At 71.7% G+C, this 16,054-nt stretch carries 16 protein-coding genes; 10 read left to right on the top strand and 6 right to left on the bottom strand.

The window, feature by feature from the left end; translation table 11 throughout:
- The first annotated feature begins 45 nt into the window (after nt 1-45).
- The 3 genes from O7613_RS00625 to tmk are packed head-to-tail and all read left to right on the top strand — an operon-like array spanning nt 46 to nt 2,892.
- The gene (locus O7613_RS00625; protein ID WP_282291421.1) at nt 46-789 is read left to right on the top strand and encodes a hypothetical protein; all 744 of its coding nucleotides are present in this window, start codon (nt 46-48) and stop codon (nt 787-789) included.
- The gene (locus tag O7613_RS00620) at nt 722-2,236 is read left to right on the top strand and encodes a radical SAM protein (protein WP_281584754.1); all 1,515 of its coding nucleotides are present in this window, start codon (nt 722-724) and stop codon (nt 2,234-2,236) included. Before O7613_RS00625 ends, O7613_RS00620 begins: the two co-directional genes overlap by 68 nt.
- Nucleotides 2,233-2,892 (top strand): dTMP kinase, encoded by a 660-nt coding sequence (gene tmk / locus O7613_RS00615; RefSeq protein ID WP_282291419.1) that lies wholly within the window; start codon nt 2,233-2,235, stop codon nt 2,890-2,892. The genes O7613_RS00620 and tmk overlap by 4 nt, the downstream gene beginning before the upstream one ends.
- Here the strand turns inward: tmk and O7613_RS00610 are convergent.
- Nucleotides 2,850-3,407, bottom strand: coding sequence for a CYTH domain-containing protein (locus O7613_RS00610; protein WP_281584756.1), 558 nt, complete (start codon nt 3,405-3,407; stop codon nt 2,850-2,852). The two genes, tmk and O7613_RS00610, sit on opposite strands and share 43 nt — an antisense overlap.
- A gap of 261 nt (nt 3,408-3,668) precedes the next feature.
- Here O7613_RS00610 and O7613_RS00605 point away from each other — a divergent pair, with 261 nt between their 5' ends.
- Nucleotides 3,669-4,496: an LLM class flavin-dependent oxidoreductase gene (locus tag O7613_RS00605; protein ID WP_282291415.1), complete on the top strand. Its 828-nt coding sequence runs from the start codon at nt 3,669-3,671 to the stop codon at nt 4,494-4,496.
- Between the two features lie 52 nt (nt 4,497-4,548).
- Here the strand turns inward: O7613_RS00605 and O7613_RS00600 are convergent, their stop codons facing one another.
- A complete protein-coding gene (locus tag O7613_RS00600; protein ID WP_282291413.1) occupies nt 4,549-6,726 on the bottom strand; it encodes an MMPL family transporter in 2,178 nt (725 codons plus the stop codon).
- Between the two features lie 160 nt (nt 6,727-6,886).
- Here O7613_RS00600 and O7613_RS00595 point away from each other — a divergent pair, with 160 nt between their 5' ends.
- Together O7613_RS00595 and O7613_RS00590 are read left to right on the top strand one after the other, a co-directional pair.
- Nucleotides 6,887-7,252: a VOC family protein gene (locus tag O7613_RS00595; protein WP_282291411.1), complete on the top strand. Its 366-nt coding sequence runs from the start codon at nt 6,887-6,889 to the stop codon at nt 7,250-7,252.
- A gap of 5 nt (nt 7,253-7,257) precedes the next feature.
- Nucleotides 7,258-7,992: a DUF2071 domain-containing protein gene (locus tag O7613_RS00590; RefSeq protein ID WP_282291409.1), complete on the top strand. Its 735-nt coding sequence runs from the start codon at nt 7,258-7,260 to the stop codon at nt 7,990-7,992.
- A gap of 132 nt (nt 7,993-8,124) precedes the next feature.
- Here the strand turns inward: O7613_RS00590 and yidD are convergent, their stop codons facing one another.
- Nucleotides 8,125-8,490 (bottom strand): membrane protein insertion efficiency factor YidD, encoded by a 366-nt coding sequence (gene yidD, locus O7613_RS00585; protein ID WP_281590482.1) that lies wholly within the window; start codon nt 8,488-8,490, stop codon nt 8,125-8,127.
- Nucleotides 8,491-8,617: 127 nt separating this feature from the next.
- On the opposite strand from yidD, the gene O7613_RS00580 reads away from it, so the two are divergent.
- Complete coding sequence (locus tag O7613_RS00580) at nt 8,618-9,478, top strand: AraC family transcriptional regulator (protein ID WP_282291408.1); 861 nt, start codon at nt 8,618-8,620, stop codon at nt 9,476-9,478.
- 2 nt (nt 9,479-9,480) lie between these two features.
- On the opposite strand, the gene O7613_RS00575 is transcribed toward O7613_RS00580, so the two are convergent.
- Both O7613_RS00575 and O7613_RS00570 read right to left on the bottom strand, forming a co-directional pair.
- A complete protein-coding gene (locus O7613_RS00575; protein ID WP_282291406.1) occupies nt 9,481-10,185 on the bottom strand; it encodes an aminoglycoside phosphotransferase family protein in 705 nt (234 codons plus the stop codon).
- A complete protein-coding gene (locus tag O7613_RS00570; RefSeq protein ID WP_282291404.1) occupies nt 10,182-10,775 on the bottom strand; it encodes a hypothetical protein in 594 nt (197 codons plus the stop codon). Before O7613_RS00570 ends, O7613_RS00575 begins: the two co-directional genes overlap by 4 nt.
- A gap of 106 nt (nt 10,776-10,881) precedes the next feature.
- Here O7613_RS00570 and O7613_RS00565 point away from each other — a divergent pair, with 106 nt between their 5' ends.
- A complete protein-coding gene (locus tag O7613_RS00565; protein ID WP_282291402.1) occupies nt 10,882-11,475 on the top strand; it encodes a hypothetical protein in 594 nt (197 codons plus the stop codon).
- Between the two features lie 21 nt (nt 11,476-11,496).
- Here the strand turns inward: O7613_RS00565 and O7613_RS00560 are convergent, their stop codons facing one another.
- Nucleotides 11,497-12,654 (bottom strand): hypothetical protein, encoded by a 1,158-nt coding sequence (locus tag O7613_RS00560; RefSeq protein ID WP_282291401.1) that lies wholly within the window; start codon nt 12,652-12,654, stop codon nt 11,497-11,499.
- 222 nt (nt 12,655-12,876) lie between these two features.
- Here O7613_RS00560 and O7613_RS00555 point away from each other — a divergent pair, with 222 nt between their 5' ends.
- Together O7613_RS00555 and O7613_RS00550 are read left to right on the top strand one after the other, a co-directional pair.
- Nucleotides 12,877-14,418, top strand: coding sequence for a gluconokinase (locus tag O7613_RS00555; RefSeq protein WP_282291399.1), 1,542 nt, complete (start codon nt 12,877-12,879; stop codon nt 14,416-14,418).
- A gap of 22 nt (nt 14,419-14,440) precedes the next feature.
- Nucleotides 14,441-15,958: an SLC13 family permease gene (locus O7613_RS00550; protein ID WP_281590484.1), complete on the top strand. Its 1,518-nt coding sequence runs from the start codon at nt 14,441-14,443 to the stop codon at nt 15,956-15,958.
- Nucleotides 15,959-16,054 lie beyond the last annotated feature (96 nt).

Genomic DNA, 16,054 nt, shown 5'->3' with positions numbered 1-16,054 from the left:
CTCATGACCGACCACCCGGGGTGGCGGTCCGTCTATGGTCGCCACGTGCGCCTCCTGACCGCGGACAACGAAACGTCTTGGCTGGTCGAGGCGCATGGGCAGGAACTGACCTGGACAACGCTCTCGGGAGATGACCCGACGCCGGCCACAGAGGTCTTCCGGCTTTCCTTATCGGCCCGGTCGCAGGCCACGGTCCTTGACGCCTCCTTGGCAGAGCTCGGTGACGTAGCTAGGCTCCGAAACCCGAGCCTCTGGGACGCACTGGCCACCGCCATCGTCCGTCAGGTCATTCGAGCTGGGCAGGCACGGAAGCTTTATCGCGAGTTCTGCGACCGCTTCGGACCCACCGTCGCACGATCCGATGAGACGGACATCCGCGCTTTCCCATCCCCGGAGCATGTGCTAACTCTGAGCGATGGTGATTTCACTGAGAGTGGGATGGCCTTCAAGCGCCGACCACTGCGGCACGCGGCTGAGGCATTCATGGCACGTGCCGAACAGTGGACGGGCCTTGCCCCATCGGTCCTGGTCAAGGAGCTTCAGACCATCCCCGGTGTTGGGCCGTGGAGCGCTGGCGCTGCCGTGGCCGACTGGAGCAACGACTGGACCCTCTATCCCTACGGCGACCTGGCCGTGCGCACCTGGGCCCGCCACGCCGACCCTGGCACCGCCTGGCCCGCTGACGACTCGACGTTCGCGGCACATTGGCGGCGGGTGACCGGTGACCAACTCGGCGCGTACACCCTCCTCACGCTCGCTTTCGGATGCCGGCAGGTCGGAGCAGTGTGAACAACCGATCCTCGGCAGCCGGTCGGGGGCCCCGCTCGATCTGCTCTTGGTAAACGCGCCGCTGCGAGACTACGCCTTGCGGCCACGGGTCAATGACTTCACGCTGCCGGTCCTGGGGATGGGATACATCGCCACGGCTGCAGCGGCTGATGGCTTCAACGTGGGGGTTCTCGACGGTGAGGCGTCGGGTCTCGGCATCGAGCAGATCATCGGAATCATCGACGAAGCGGCACCACGCTGGGCGGGCTTCAATCTCCTGGCGCCGACCTACGAATTGAGCGCCCGCATCGCCGCGGGGATCGATCCGGCCATCCACGTGATGGTGGGCGGTCACCAAGCCAAGGCCATGCCGCAGGCGGTCATCGGGGATGATCGGTTCCGCCAGCTTGAAGCGCTCGTCGTGGGTGAGGCGGAGAGCCGAGTCGTGGAGCTGCTGCACGACCGCGGCCACCGGTCGCGACTGCCCGGCGTCATGTGGCGCGACCCGATTCTCCGAACGCCGGTGACGGGCGGCATGCCCGGCTCGATGGGACACCTGGCGCCGGACATCAACGCGCTGCCCTTCGTCGACCGCCGATTCTTCGCCGCCGACCCCTACCAACCGGCGGGCGGTCCTCTGGAAGCGGCAATGGTGGGCGCTCGGGGATGCCCATACGACTGTTCCTTCTGCGGCGCGGCGGTCAGCGCGAATCCTGATGTGACCATTCGGACCCGGGACCCGATGAACATCGTCGCTGAGATGGACCAGTTGCATGCCAGCTTCGGGGTGACCGCCTTCCGGTTCGTCGACGACCTTTTCCTCGGCTACGAACGGTTCATCCGCCGCTGCATGGCGGCCTTCACCGAGGTCGACGTGGGCAGTCGGTACATCTGGGACGCGACCGGCCGGATCAACGTCCTTGCCCGCGCCGACGACGCGCTTGTCGAGACCTTGGCGGCTAACGGCTGCCGCGAGGTGGCTCTGGGCATCGAGTCCGGTAGCGAGCGGGTGCTGAACCACATCGGCAAGCGGATCAACCCGGACTTGACACGGCAGGTGGTACGCCGACTCACGAAGGCCGGCATCGGAGTCAAGGGCTACTTCATTCTCGGCTTGCCGACCGAGACCCGCGAGGAGTTGGACGCCACGGTTCGGCACGTCCACGAGTTGTGGGAAATCACCGATGACGCGCCGGGTCGGTTCCGGGCCAGCGTCTTCGAGTTCCGCCCATATCCGGGTACACCCGAGTGGAACCGGCTGCTCGCTACCGGCCGTTACGACCCGGAGCGGCTCCTGGACTACGCCGCGGTCGACCTCACCGACAACGGACTGGACGAAGCAATGCGGGAGCGGGATGAGTTCAACTTCTCGGTCAACCTCCAGTTCGGTGAGGTAGCGGTCGCATACGTTCGGCAAAAGCTGGTCGAGCTGGCTCGGGCTCAGCATGATCGGCTGGTGCGGTCGTGACCGGCCTGTTCGTCGTTGTCGACGGTCCGAGCGGAGTTGGGAAAACCACCATCGCTGCGCTGCTCGTCCGGCTCCTCGCCGATGAAGGTTGGCCGGTGCACCCAACGAAGGAACCGAGCAGTTCGGCGCTCGGCCACACGGCCCGTCACGGCACAGACGAGTACCACGGCCTGGCGCTCGCGTGCCTCGTCGCCGCCGATCGTTACCATCACCTGGAGACGGAAATCCGGCCAGCCCTCAGGGCCGGGAAGGTCGTCGTCTGCGACCGCTACCTGCCCACCTCGCTGGTGCTGCAACGACTCGACCGGGTCGAAATCGACTACATCTGGCTACTCAACCGCCATGCCGATCGCCCTGATCTGACCATCATCCTCACCGGTGACCCGACCCGGTCCCGGACTCGCGCGGCGGAGCGCGGAATTCACAGCCGCTTTCATCGGGGCGGACCGGAGGTGGGCCGGCAGGAACGTGACCTGTACGCGCAGGTGGCTACCGAGCTGAATGAGGCCGGCTTCCGGGTGCACGTGCACGACGTCGGAGAGCAACTCCCGGGCCAGATCGCCGCCGCGCTGCTCGGTGAGATAAGGCGAACCCACGCCGATGTGTCGGATGCTCAGACCGCGACCGCCGACGCTGACCTGATCAGTGAGTCGTAGCTTTCCGTGCTGCGTTCCAACTCAACACCGAGGGAGCGGGCGAACCGATCCAACTCCGCCTGCACCTGCCGCGCCGGCTGGCCGCTGCTGTCCATCACCTCGATCTCGAAGAAGGCTCCGAGCCCGTCCACCTCGTCCAGGCAGAGCACCATGTCGTCGAGCCGGGCGGTACGGCGGGTCTTCACGATCCGTACCGTCGGGTAAAAGCCCATGGCCAGGATCGCCGCGTGCATCTCGCGGCGGCCGAGCACCTCGGTCTCGTGTTCCTGGCAGGCGAGTTCGTTGTCGAGCGGCGTCTTGACGCAGAACAGATGCCGACCGTTCTGGGTACGCAGCCGGGCGAAGGCCCTGCCCTGCTTGCTCTGCCCGTAGCTCCAACCGTTTGCCGCATATGCCTGGTCGTCCTGGTGCGATGCCGCTGAAAGGTCGACTCCTCGGACGGCGAGCGCCCGGATCAGCGCGGCGGGCTCTGTGACCCGATACTTGACCTCGATCTCTCGGATGCCGTCGGTCATCCCGTCTCCCTGGCTGTGGGCCACCGCGTACCGGGCGTACTCAACCACAACGGCGATCTCGCCGGATGACGACACCCCGAACCGCCAATAAACGCGCGAAACAGCAGCACGTGACGACGGCCGAGCGCGCGGTAGCCTTTGCACCGGAACTCCAATTCCCGGCTCAAGAGATGTGTCGCAGTAAGGGCCGGGGACCCGCCCCCACGTGCGGGAGGAGAGGGCGACAGTCGTTGCACGCTGCCCATCTCCAGGAGCACAACCATGGAACTCGGTCTCGGCCTCCCCATCAGCGATCCGCGCCGCCTCACCGACTGGGCACGACGCGCCGAGTCGTGCGGGTTCGACACGCTCGCCCTGCTCGACCGGCTCGCCTACCACAATCCCGAACCGCTCGTCGCGCTGTCCGTGCTGGCCGGCGCCACGTCGCGGATCCGGCTTCAGACGGAAGTGCTGCTCGGCCCGCTGCGCGCCACCGCCCTGCTGGCCAAGCAGGTCGCCACGCTGGACGTGATGTCCGGCGGTCGGTTCACGCTCGGCATCGGCCTCGGCGGCCGGGAGGACGATCACGCCGCCGCCGGCACGCCCCTCGCCGCCCGGGGCCGGCTGCTGGAGGCCCAGCTCACCGAGTTGCGCCGGATCTGGCGCGGCGAGACCTTCCGGGGCACGACCATCGGCCCGCGACCGGAGACGCCGGCCGGGCCACCGGTCCTCATCGGCGCGTTCGCGCCCGCGGCGCTGCGGCGGGTCGCCCGGCACGGTGACGGTTTCCTCTGCGCGGCACCGCTCGCGTGGGCCGGCAGGTTGGTACGCACGGTCCACGACGAGTGGGCCGTCGCCGGGCGCGGCGGCCAGCCCCGGCTCGTCTGTCAGGTGAACGTGGCACTCGGCGCGGCCTTCGCACCGGCCCGCTCGGCCGTCGCCGCCTACTACGGCCGCGACGACTGGGGCGTGCCGATCTCCGATCCGCACGAACTCGCGGACACCGTTGCCGCGTACCGCGACTTCGGCGCCGACGAACTCGTCCTCTACTGCTACGCCGACGACCCGGCCCAGGTGGATGTGCTCGCCGGCGTCCTCGGCCGCGCCTGAAGCACGGGGATGCCGCCCCGGCGAGAGCTGACTCGCCGGGGCGGACCACCTGTCAGACCGGGGCCCGGCTGAGCGGTTCCGGCTCGGTGCGCCGACCACCCCCACCGCCGCCACCGCCGCCGTTGCGCCGCTCGTCGCCGTGGCCCGGCCACCACGCCTTGTGCCCGATCAACCCGGTCAACGCCGGCACGAAGAACATCGACATGACGAACGCGGACAGCACGATCCCGATGGCCACCGCGAAGCCCATCTGCTGGAGGAACGAGATCGGCGCGAGCATCAGCACCCCGAACGTGCCCGCCAGGATCAGCCCGGCCGCGGCGACGGTCGGGCCGGCGTGTTCCACGCCGATGGCGGCGGCCTCGTGCGGTTCGTTGCCCTCCCGTGCTTCCTCGCGTAGTCGGGCGATCATCAGGATGTTGTAGTCCGTGCCGATCGCCACCACGAACAGGTAGAGGATGATCGGCAGCTGGAACGTGACGCCCGGGTTGCCCTGGAGCCCCTGGAACACGTAGACGGTCGCGCCGAGCGTGGCGGCGAAGTTGAGCAGCACCGCGATCACCAGGTAGACGGGTGCGACGAGGCTGCGCAGCAGCAGCCCGAGGATCAGCGCGATCAGGCCGGCAGCCACCGGCAGGATCACCGACAGGTCGCGGTTGTTCGCCGAGTTGATGTCGGCGAAGATCGCGGTCGGGCCGCCCACGAGTGCCTTCGTGCCCTGCGGCGCCTTGGCGTGCAGGTCGTCCCGCAGCTCGTCGCGGACCAGGCTGATCGCCTCGTTGGAGACCGGGTTCTCATCGAGCAGCAGGTTGATCCGAACGACGCTCGGGTCGGTGGTGCTGCGTTCCGCCGGCTGCACCCGGGCCACGCCCGGCGCGCTCGCCGACGCGGCGGCGAAGTCGTTCACCTGCTGGTCGGTGAGGGGGCTGCCGTTGCCGGTGGTCAGGTAGACCTCGGTGGGCGCGAGCGCGCCGGCCGCGAAGCCGCGCTGGAGGTCCTTGGCGGCCCGCGCCGACTCGGTGTCCTGCGGGAAGCCGGCGCTGAAGTCGTAGTCGGCCTTGTAGCCGAGCACCCCGGCGGCGAGCGCGAGGAGCAGCACGCCGGAGGCCGCGGCCACCACGGCGGGCCGGCGGCCGACGAGGGTGCCGAGCCGCCGGGACAGGCTCGCCTTCGGCGTCCGCTGCCACGCCTTCGACGGCCAGAACACCCACCGGCCGAGCAGCGACACGATCGCCGGGATCAGGGTCAGCGAGGTGACGAGCATGACGGCGACGGCGATGGCGAGTGCCGGACCGAGCGAGCCGAAGAAGCCGAGCGAGGCGAGCAGCAGCACCAGGAACGCGACGATGACCGCGCCCGCGGCGGACGTGATGACCTCGCCGACCCGCTGCACCGTGACGATCATCGCGGTGCGCTTGTCGTCGCCGGCGCGCAGCCGTTCGCGGTAGCGGAACAGCAGGAACAGGATGTAGTCGGTGCCGATGCCGAACAGCACGATCAGCAGGATGGTCTGCAGGTCCTGGCTGACGTTGAGGTCGAACGCCTTGCCGGCGGCGGCGACCAGCCCGGTGGTCACGGACATCACCACGCCGATCACCACCACCGGAAGCAGCGCGGCGATCGGGCTACGGAAAATGATCAAGATCAGACCGATGATGAGGACGATGGTGGCCACGCCGACGATCGCGAACGCCGAGTTGAACGTGTCCTCGTTGTCGACGAAGCTGGCCACGTCGCCGGCCACTCCAGCGGTCAGGCCACTGCCGGACAGGTCCGGCCCGAGGGCGGCGCGCATGTCGCGTACGGCGTCGAGCAGGCCCGGATCGTCCGGGGCGTCGGCGTCGAGGCCGACGGAGATGATCTGCACCGACTTGTCCGGCGCGACCGCCTGCGGGCCGGTGAGATAGCCGGAGGTCTGCGGGATGTTGCGGGCCTTGAGCGCCTGGGCGAGCTGCCCGACGCGCGCCTCGTCGGCCGGCGCGAGTGGCTTGCCGTCGCCGCGTTTGACCACGATGGTGGCGGTCGCGGTCGCCGCCTGCGGGAACGCCTTGCTGGCCAGCTCGGTGGCCTGCACCGACTCGTAGGAGTGTGGCAGGAAGCTCTCCTGGTCGGCCGAGGTGATGTCGCTCAACGACGGGCTGGTGGCAATGATCGCGATCGCGGCGAGGAGCCAGCCGCCGATCACCCACCAGGCCTTGCCGACGACGAATCTGCCCAGTCGCTCGAACATGTGTCCCCCGTGATTCGGACTGTGTCATCCGCATCCTACCGTCGGTGACCAATCCTTTTCGGACGCGGCGCGACCTTCCGGTGAAGATCCGGGTGTCGGCGCAGGAGTGTCGTAGGTGGCTCGTAGCCTGACGGGCATTGACCATCACAAGGGAGGCGACGTGCTCGACCACTTCTCCATAGCGGTGCGCGACCTGGGGGCCAGCGGCGCCTTCTACGACGCGGTCCTCGCCCCGCTCGGCGGCCGGCGGATCATGGAGCCGGGCCCGATCGGTTACGGCGTCGACGCGCCCGACTTCTGGGTCGAGCCGGCACCGGCCGACGCCGTCCCGGCACCGCTGCACATCGCGTTCACCGCGCCGGACCGGGCGGCCGTGCACGCGTTCCACGACGCCGCGGTGGACGCCGGCGCCGAGGTGCTGCACGCGCCGAAGGTGTGGCCGGAATACCACGCCACCTACTACGGCGCGTTCGTCCGCGACCCGGACGGCAACAACGTCGAGGCGGTCTGCCACCGGCCGGAGTGAACACGGTGGAGATCGAGCCGGTCGAGCACGCGCCGGTCCGCGCCATCCGCCGGTCCTGGCTGACGCAGCGCTGGCACGACCTGACGTTCCTGCACTGGGCGACGCCGCCGGAGCGGGTCGCGCCGTTGCTGCCCGCCGGCACCCGCCCGGACACGATCGACGGGCTCACCTACGTCGGGCTGATCGGCTTCCGGATGGTCGGGGTGGGGTTCGGCTCCGGGCCGGGCGTCCCGTTCTTCGGCACGTTCTGGGAGACGAACGTGCGGCTCTACTCGGTCGACGGCGCCGGCCGGCGGGCGGTGGTGTTCCGCTCGCTCGACGCCTCCCGGCTGGTGCCGGTGCTTGTCGCCCAGATCGGCCTGCGCCTGCCCTACAAGTGGTCGGCGATGCGCTTGGACCGCGCCGGCGACACGCTCACCTACCGCTGCCGCCGCCGCTGGCCCGGCCCGGCCGGCGCGAGCAGCCGGATGACCGTGCGCGTCGGCCCGCCGATCCCCGAGCCGACGCCGCTGGAGCACTTCCTCACCGCGCGCTGGGGCCTGCACACCCGGGCGTACGGACGCACCCGGCACCTGCCGAACTGGCATCCGCAGTGGCCGTTGCACCGTGCCGAACTGCTGCACCTGGACGACGATCTGGTCACCGCCGCCGGCCTGCCCGCGCCGGACGGGCCGCCGGTGAGCGTGCTCCACTCCCCCGGCGTCCCGGTCGTCTTCGGCGGCCCCACCGCACTCCCCTGAACCGGCCCGACACCAACTCGGCGATACGGCGGCATCAACGACACCGGGATACCACCGCTTCCCCGAACTGGCGAGCGCCGGACGCGGGCCAGCGCGGCACGCGGAACAGCGCGGCACGCAGGGCGAGCGCGGTCAGCGCAGCGGATCGTGGGTGCCGCGCGGGACGTCGGGGCGGCAGCGGCGTACCCGGTCGGCCGCCATCCGGCCGCCCACCGCCAACCCGTGCCGTTCCACCGCGGCCAGCCCGTACGCGCTGCACGTCGGCGTGTAGCGGCAGGTCCCCGGCCAGCGGTGCGACAGCCAGCGCCGGTAGCCGAGGATGGCGGCCCGCCCGGCCCGGTCGACCGCCGGCGTCCGCACCACGCCGGCGGTCACCGAGCCGAGGGTCAGCAGCGTCGAGAAGAGCCCCAGGTCGCAGCAGCCCGGCCCGTCGCAGTCGGGCAGGTCGCAGTCGCACCCGCGGTCCTTCTTCTTTTTCCGGTGGTGCCGCTTCCGCATGATCACGATGCCATGATGCGACACTGCCGCCAGCCGAGGACCAGCCGACCGGAACGGGTCCGGCGAGGTCGGGTCGGAGGCCCGCCGGCTCCCTAACGTCGAGGGCGTCATCAGGAAGGAGCATCGGGTGCTGGATCGGCTCAACCAGGCCATGGACCACCTCGAACAGCGGCTCGACCAGCCGCTCGACGTGGTCGAGCTGGCCCGGATCGCGTGCGTGTCTGAGCACCACTTCCGGCGGCTCTTCTCGGCACTGGCCGGGATGCCGCTGTCGGAGTACGTGCGCCGCCGCCGGCTCACCCTGGCCGCCGCCGACGTGCTCGCCGACCGGGCGTCGCTGCTCGACGTGGCGGTCCGCTGGGGGTACGGCTCGAACGAGGCGTTCGCCCGCGCGTTCCGGGCCGTGCACGGGGTCGGCCCGGCGCAGACGCGGCGCGACGGGTCGGTGCTGCGGTCCCAGCCCCGGATGTCCTTCCGGCTCGTCGTCGAAGGGAGTATCAGCATGGACTACCGAATCGTGACCAAGGACGCTTTCCGGCTCGCCGGCCGCAAGGCCCGGGTGCCGCTGGTCCACGAGGGGATGAACCCGCACATCGTGGCGTTCGTCAAGAGCGTGGACCCGGAGACCGTACGCCGGATCGAGGCGCTGTCCGACCAGGAGCCGCGCGGGATCGTCAACGTCAGCGACGACCTCGCCGGTGACCGGGCGGAAGGCACCGAGTTGGACTACTGGCACGGGGTGGTGACCGGCGCCGAGGTGCCGGACGATCTGGACAGCCTGCCGGTGGAGGCCGGCGACTGGGCGGTCTTCCGCAGCTCCGGCGCATTCCCGCAGGCGTTGCAGTATCTGTGGCGGGACGTGTTCACCCAGTGGTTCCCGTCGAATCCGTACGAGATCCGGCCCGGGCCGGAGATCTCGCAGGTGCGGATCGCCGAGGGCGGCGGCACCGCCGACGCGGAGCTGTGGATCCCGGTACGCCGGGTCTAGCGTCACGCCGCGTCCGCGGCCTGCGCCAACTCCGCGGCCTGCGCCAACGCGGCCGGCACGTCGTGCACGTGGTAGGGGTGCTCGCTCGGCTCGATGCCGGCGAGGAACATCGCGTACACGGCGGCCAGCCGCAGCGGCGCGACCGGCCGGAGCAGGTCGACCGCCCGGCGCGGCTGACAGCCGGGCGCGTCGGCCCGCCACCGGTCGGCCCACTCGTCGACCAGCCGCGCGGCGGCGGGCGCGTCGGGACCTTCGGTGAGGCGCAGGATGTCGAAGCCGGGGTGGCCGACGAAGGCGTCCGCCCAGTCGATGACCACCCGCCGGGCGTCGTCGCCGCGCACGTTGCCGGGGTGCAGGTCGCCGTGCACAAGCGTGTCCGGCAGGCCGCAGTCGCGTAGCCGCCGGAGCCGCTTGTCGAGCCCATCGAGCAGCCTCGCGGCCACCGTCACGTCGTGCCCGGCCAGCCGCTCCCGCACCCACGCACCGAGCCCCACCCCCCGAAGATCGGGTACGCCCGCCGCGACCAGCCGGTCCACCGCCCCCACGCTCCGGAGCTGCACGCGGTGGTGCGCCGCCGCGACCCCCGCCCGCACCCCTTCCCCCGCCCCGTAGAGGTCCTCCCCGGGCACGTCCCCCAGGAGCACCCGCCCTTCCTCACCCACAGCCAGCACCACCGGCCCGGCCTCGATCCCCTCCTCGGTGATCAAGGAGTTCGCGTCCCTGGAAGATCAGCTCCGACACCAACTCCTTGATCAACGGGGCGAGCGCGGAGGGGCGAGCGGGTGGTCAGCCAGGTCAGGACGGTGGGCTCGTGGGGGGCGAAGGTGGGGAGCTGCTTCAGCCACGCCGGGCCCTCGGGGGTGTCCAGGCGCCAGATCGCGGAGAGGTTCCAGGTGCGCTGTTGCGCCACGGCGGTCACCGGGCGGCCGAGGCGGCGCAGCTCGTCGACGGCCCAGGCGACGCTGCGGGCCGGGCCGCCGACCTGCGCCCACGGCTGGCGCAGCGGATGCGGCGCGCGGTCCACGGTCGCCGGTTCCAGGGGTACGCCGCCCGCCGCTCCCGGCCCGGCCGGCGCCCCGATGAGTTGGGCGAGGTAGCGGACGTGGCCGCCGGGTGGGTGCGGACGATCGGCGTCGAGCAGCCGCAGCACGGCCACGTCGACGCCGTGCCGCCGGCGGACGCCGTCGACGATCGACGCGACCTGCTGCCACCACGGGTCCGGCACCTCGAACGGGGGCAACGCGCCGAGCGGCCGGCCGGCGTCGTCGACCAGGACCACTGTCACGGCGCGGGACACGGCCGGACGCTAACCGAGCACCCCTACGGGACACGACTGATTTCCTCCGGGAGCGTTCGGGCGACTCCCGGTTGTCCCGCGGACGGACGACGGACAGGCTGAGGCAATGAGCCTCCTCGATTCCCGGACCGGTCCCGCGTACCGATGGTTGCGGCCGGTCGCGGTGACCGCCGCGCTGCTGCTGCTCGGCTACGGACTGCTGCGCCGAGTCGATTACTTGGACGGGCACAGCGACAAGGGCGCCTGGGCGTGGAACATCGGGCACGGCCAGTTCCTGCTCGGCGTGCTCGGGTTCGCCGCGCTGATCGTCGGGCTGCACGGCCTGCTGCGTACCCGCTCGACCCGGCTGCGGACGCTTGACGACGTGGCCGCGCTGGCCGGCCTGGTCGGCGCCGCCGCGTTCGTCTGGGTGATCCTCGGCGACCTGTTCCCGCGCTTCGCCGACGCGGTGGCCACCCCGGACGTGGTGCTGTTCGGCGGGCCGGTGCTGTTCGAGCTGGGCCTGCTGGTGCTGCTGTGCCGGGCGGCGGCGACGCGGCTGCTGCCGGTGTGGGCGCCGGTGCTGGTGCTGGTCGGGTTCGTGGCGATCGCGGTGGACCTGGACCTGCTACCGGTCGGCGCCGTGCTGGTCCTGGCCGGCCTGCTGCCGCTGCGCGTCCGGGGTGCTAAGCGGGGGCCCCGCCTATACCAAAAGCGTTAAGCGGGGCCCCCGCCTTACCCCTCAGCTCCACACGGTGCGGCGCAGTCCCTGGTGGCCGGCGCACACGTCGGGCTGCCCGCCGGTCCGGCTGATCGTGCCGTCGCGGCACTGCACCAGCCAGCCCCGACCGGACCAGAACCCGGGTACGCACTCGAACCACTCGCAGACCCCGGCGGCCGGCTTGCGGATCCGGTCGCCGCCGCAGTAGTCGTACCCGAAGGGGTTCGTCGGGGCGCCGCAGCGCCGCTCGGCGACGGGCTGCCGGTCGTCGTCGCGCGGCGACGCGGACCGGGTGCCACGGGGCGCCGGGCTGGTGCTGGGCCGCACCTGGACGGCGGGGGCGACCACCGGCGGCGGGGGCGTGCCGGTGGTCGCCGGGGTGGCGGCGGCGGCCCGCTCCGACCCGGCCCGCGTCGGCGGGTCGGACTCGACGAGCATCGCCGGCACGGCAAGCGTGAGCGCCACGCCGACCGCGATGGTCCGCCGGCCACCGGGCACCAGCGTGGAGATCCTGGCCTGGGCCGGGGTGAGCACGGCCGGTCGCTGCGGGCGCAGCTCCGCGTGTTCCTCGATCAGCTCGTCCAGCTCGGCGACGACCGCGGGGCGCTGCTCGATCGCGTCGGCGAAGGCCAGGGTGAGCGTGAACCGGAAGTCGGCCACCGCGCCGGTGGGCAGCAGCAACCCTGAGGTACGCCGTCGGTCCAGCACCTGGATCAGGGTGACCGGCGCGGCCGGGTCGTGGGACAGCCCGGTCATCCTTCCGTACGCCCAGTCGCGCCGGCCGCGTCCGCCGAGCAGCGCCAGGCGCCGGTTGGTGAGCACGGCCAGCCCGGCGTCGACCACCCTGACCCCCTCCGGGCGGCGTGGGCGCAGCACCGGCGGGTCGGGGTCGACGAGCAGTTCGGGGGCCGGGAGCACGGCAGTGTGCCGCACCTCGACAAGTTGCGCGGCGGGCAGCGTCCAGAAGACCACCTCGCCGGGGGCCAGCTCCATCGGCAGGCCGTCGCCGGCCCGGACCGAGCCGTGGAAGGACACCGCGAGGGTACGCAGCCGCCGCAGTTGGTCGTCGCGGCGGCGCCACGCCTCGTCGGCCGCACGGAAGACCCGCTGCCGCCGCTCGTTCTGCCGGTGCGCCCACCGGTAACGCCATGTGGAACCCGTCGAATCAGTCATCGCCACGCCGACTCCTCCGCCGCGCGAGCCCACCATTCGGGGTGTTCATCCCTATCAACGGCACTGCGGGGGTACAAAGACACGCGAAAGTCGCCGATTAGACCGAACGGCTGATTGACCCGCTTCCCGCCGGGCGTCGCTTCGCCATGCGGGCGGGCCGACTCGTCGGTAACGTCAGCCGCAGGGGCGGGGCGTACGCGGCCCCCGGTGACGAGTGGAGGTGCATCGGTGGGCGACCCGACCGTCGTGGTGGGTGTGGACATCGGCACCACGAGCAGCAAGGCGGTCGCGTTCGACACCGACGGGCGGCAACTGGCCAGCCACTCGATCGGCTACTCGCTTGAGGAGCCGAACCCGGGCTGGGCCGAGCAGGACCCGGACGCCATCTACGAGGCCGTGGTCGGCGTGATCCGCGCGGTCGTCGACGAGTTGGGCGCGCCGATCGCCGGCTTGTCGTTCAGCACCGCCATGCACAGCCTGATCGGGCTCGACGCCGAGGGCAACCCGCTCACCCCGTCGATCACCTGGGCCGACTCCCGAGCCAGCGCGCAGGCCGAGCGGCTCCGGGCCGCGCCGTCCGGGCTGGGCCTGCACCGGCGTACCGGCACCCCGGTGCACCCGATGGCACCCCTGCCCAAGCTGGTCTGGTTCGCCGAGCAGGAGCCGAAGCTGCACGAGCGGGTCTCCCACTGGGTCGGCATCAAGGACCTCGTGTTGCGGCGGCTCGCCGAGGCGCTCGTCACCGACCACTCGGTCGCCTCCGCCACCGGTCTGATGGACATCCACCGGCTGGCCTGGGACACCGAGGCGCTGCGCATCGCCGGCATCACCGAGGAGCAGCTGCCCCAGCTCGTCCCCACCACCCACGTGCTGCCCGGGTTGACCGCCGAGGCGGCTCGGGCCACCGGCCTGCCGGCGAACACCCCGCTCGTGGTGGGCGCCGGCGACGGGCCGCTCGCCAACCTCGGGCTCGGCGCGGTGCGGCCCGGCGTGGTCGCCTGCTCGATCGGCACCAGCGGCGCGATGCGGGTGATGGTGGAACGCCCCGGCGTCGACCCGCTCGGCGGCGTCTTCTGCTATGCGCTCACCGAGGACCGCTGGGTGGTCGGCGGCGCGATCAACAACGGCGGGATCGTGCTCCAGTGGGCCCACGACGCGCTCGCCCCGGAGCTGGGCGAGCAGGCCGAGGAGGAACTGCTCGACCTGGCCGCGCAGGCGCCGGTCGGCTCCGGCGGGCTGATCATGCTGCCGTACCTGCTCTCCGAGCGTGCCCCGCACTGGAGCGCGCTGCCCCGCGGCGCGTACGTCGGGCTGACCCACGGCCACGGCCGCCCCCATCTGGTGCGGGCCGCGCTGGAGGGGGTCTGCCAGCAGCTCGCGCTGGTCCTGGCGTCGGTCCGCGCGGCCGGCAACGAGGTACGCGAGGTCCGCGCCAGCGGCGGCTTCGCCCGCAGCCCGCTGTGGCGGCAGATCCTCGCCGACGCGCTCGGCATGCCGGTGCGCTTCCCGGCCGGGCACGAGGGGTCCGGTTTCGGCGCCGCGCTGCTGGGCATGCAGGCGCTCGGTCTGATCCCCTCGATCGAGGTCGCCGCCGACCTGGTCCAGATCGACGAGACGGTCCGCCCCGACCCGGCCGCCGCCGCCACGTACGGTGCGCTGCTCCCGCTCTTCTCCGAGCTGTACGACGCGCTCGTGCCCACGTTCGCGTCGCTGCGACGGTTGGCCCCGAGCCTGCCGCCGGAGCCACCTCCCACCGCTCCTCCCCGCTGACCGAACAGAGGTCGTGATCGCCGTGGTAACACTGCTCGCCGCACCGGCGGAACCACTCACCAACGCCGGCAACACCCAACTCGTCCTCGCCGCGCTGCTCGGCATCGCCGCGGTGGTGCTGCTCATCGCGTGGGGCAAGGTGCACCCGTTCCTGGCCCTGATCCTCGGCGCGGCGGTGCTGGGCGTGGTCGCCGGCGTCGCCGCCGACAAGATCGTCACCTCGTTCAGCGGCGGGGTCGGGTCCACGGTCGGCGGGGTCGGCCTGCTGATCGCGCTCGGCGCGATGATCGGTGGCATGCTGGCCGAGTCGGGCGGGGCGGACGGCATCGTCGAACGGGTGGTCGCCCGGGTCACCGGCGGCGCGTTGCCCTGGGCGATGGCCGGTGTGGCGGCGCTCATCGGCCTGCCGCTCTTCTTCGAGGTCGGCGTGGTGCTGCTGGTGCCGATCGTGCTGCTGGTGTCCCGCCGGGTCGACGTGCCGCTGATGAAGATCGGCATCCCGGCGCTGGCCGGCCTGTCGGTGCTGCACGGCCTGGTGCCGCCGCACCCGGGCCCGCTTGTCGCGATCGACGCGCTCGGCGCCAACCTCGGTCAGACCCTCGCCTTCGGCCTGCTGGTGGCGATCCCCACGGTGATCATCGCCGGCCCGGTCTTCGGCAACTTCATCGCCCGGTACGTGCCGGCCACCGCGCCGGAGGCGCTGCTGCCCACCCGCCGCGACATCGCGGTCGCCGCCGATCGCAGCCCGACCCGTCCCGGGGACGGCCGGGCCGACGCCGACGGCGACCTGGTCACCGAGGACGACCTGATCAACCCTGGCGCCGGCCGTCCCGGCGCGTCGATCGACGAGCCGGTCGGGCCGCGCTCACGCCGCGCGCCGGCGCTCTGGGCCGCGGTGGTCACCGTGCTGCTGCCGGTGGCGCTCATGCTGCTGCGGGCCATCGGTGAGCTGACCCTCGACGAGGGCACCGCCGGCCGCAAGACGCTGGACATCATCGGCACCCCGATCGTCGCCCTGCTCGCCGGCGTCATCTTCGCCATGATCTTCCTGGGCTACCGGACCGGCTTCAGCCGCAGCCAGGTCTCCGGCTTCCTGGGCGGCTCGCTGCCGGCGATCGCCGGCATCCTGCTGATCGTGGCCGCCGGTGGCGGCTTCAAGCAGGTGCTCGTCGACGCCGGTGTGGGCAACCTGGTCGCCGACGCCGCCGAGGGCGCCAACCTGTCGCCGCTGCTGCTCGGCTGGCTGGTCGCGGTCGGCATCCGGGTCGCCACCGGCTCGGCCACCGTCGCCACGATCACCGCCGCCGGCATCGTCGCGCCGTTGGCCGCCACGCTCCAGGGCCCCGAGGTGGCGCTGCTGGCCCTGGCGGTCGGCTGCGGGTCGCTGTTCTTCTCGCACGTCAACGACGCCGGCTTCTGGCTGGTCAAGGAGTACTTCGGCCTGACCGTCGGGCAGACCATCAAGAGCTGGTCGGTGATGGAGACCATCATCTCGGTGGTCGGTTTCCTCGGCGTCCTCCTGCTCGACGTCTTCGTCTAGCGCGGCTGCGGCTGCGGCTGCGGCTGCGGCTGCGGCTGCGGCTGCGGCTGCGACAACGAACGACGGGCGACGGAGACCTGCGCGCCGCCTACAAAC

It is taken from the genome of Micromonospora sp. WMMD975 (assembly GCF_029581215.1).
Lineage (GTDB): Bacteria > Actinomycetota > Actinomycetes > Mycobacteriales > Micromonosporaceae > Micromonospora.
This window is presented reverse-complemented; position numbering and strand designations above follow the sequence as displayed.

Bases quoted from the DNA above. Each gene is read 5' to 3' on its own strand.
- yidD (WP_281590482.1), bottom strand. From the start codon at position 8,490: ATGCGGAAGCGGCACCACCGGAAAAAGAAGAAGGACCGCGGGTGCGAC.
- O7613_RS00610 (WP_281584756.1), bottom strand. From the start codon at position 3,407: ATGACCGACGGCATCCGAGAGATCGAGGTCAAGTATCGGGTCACAGAG.
- O7613_RS00565 (WP_282291402.1), top strand. From the start codon at position 10,882: ATGAGCCTCCTCGATTCCCGGACCGGTCCCGCGTACCGATGGTTGCGG.
- O7613_RS00600 (WP_282291413.1), bottom strand. From the start codon at position 6,726: ATGTTCGAGCGACTGGGCAGATTCGTCGTCGGCAAGGCCTGGTGGGTG.
- O7613_RS00605 (WP_282291415.1), top strand. From the start codon at position 3,669: ATGGAACTCGGTCTCGGCCTCCCCATCAGCGATCCGCGCCGCCTCACC.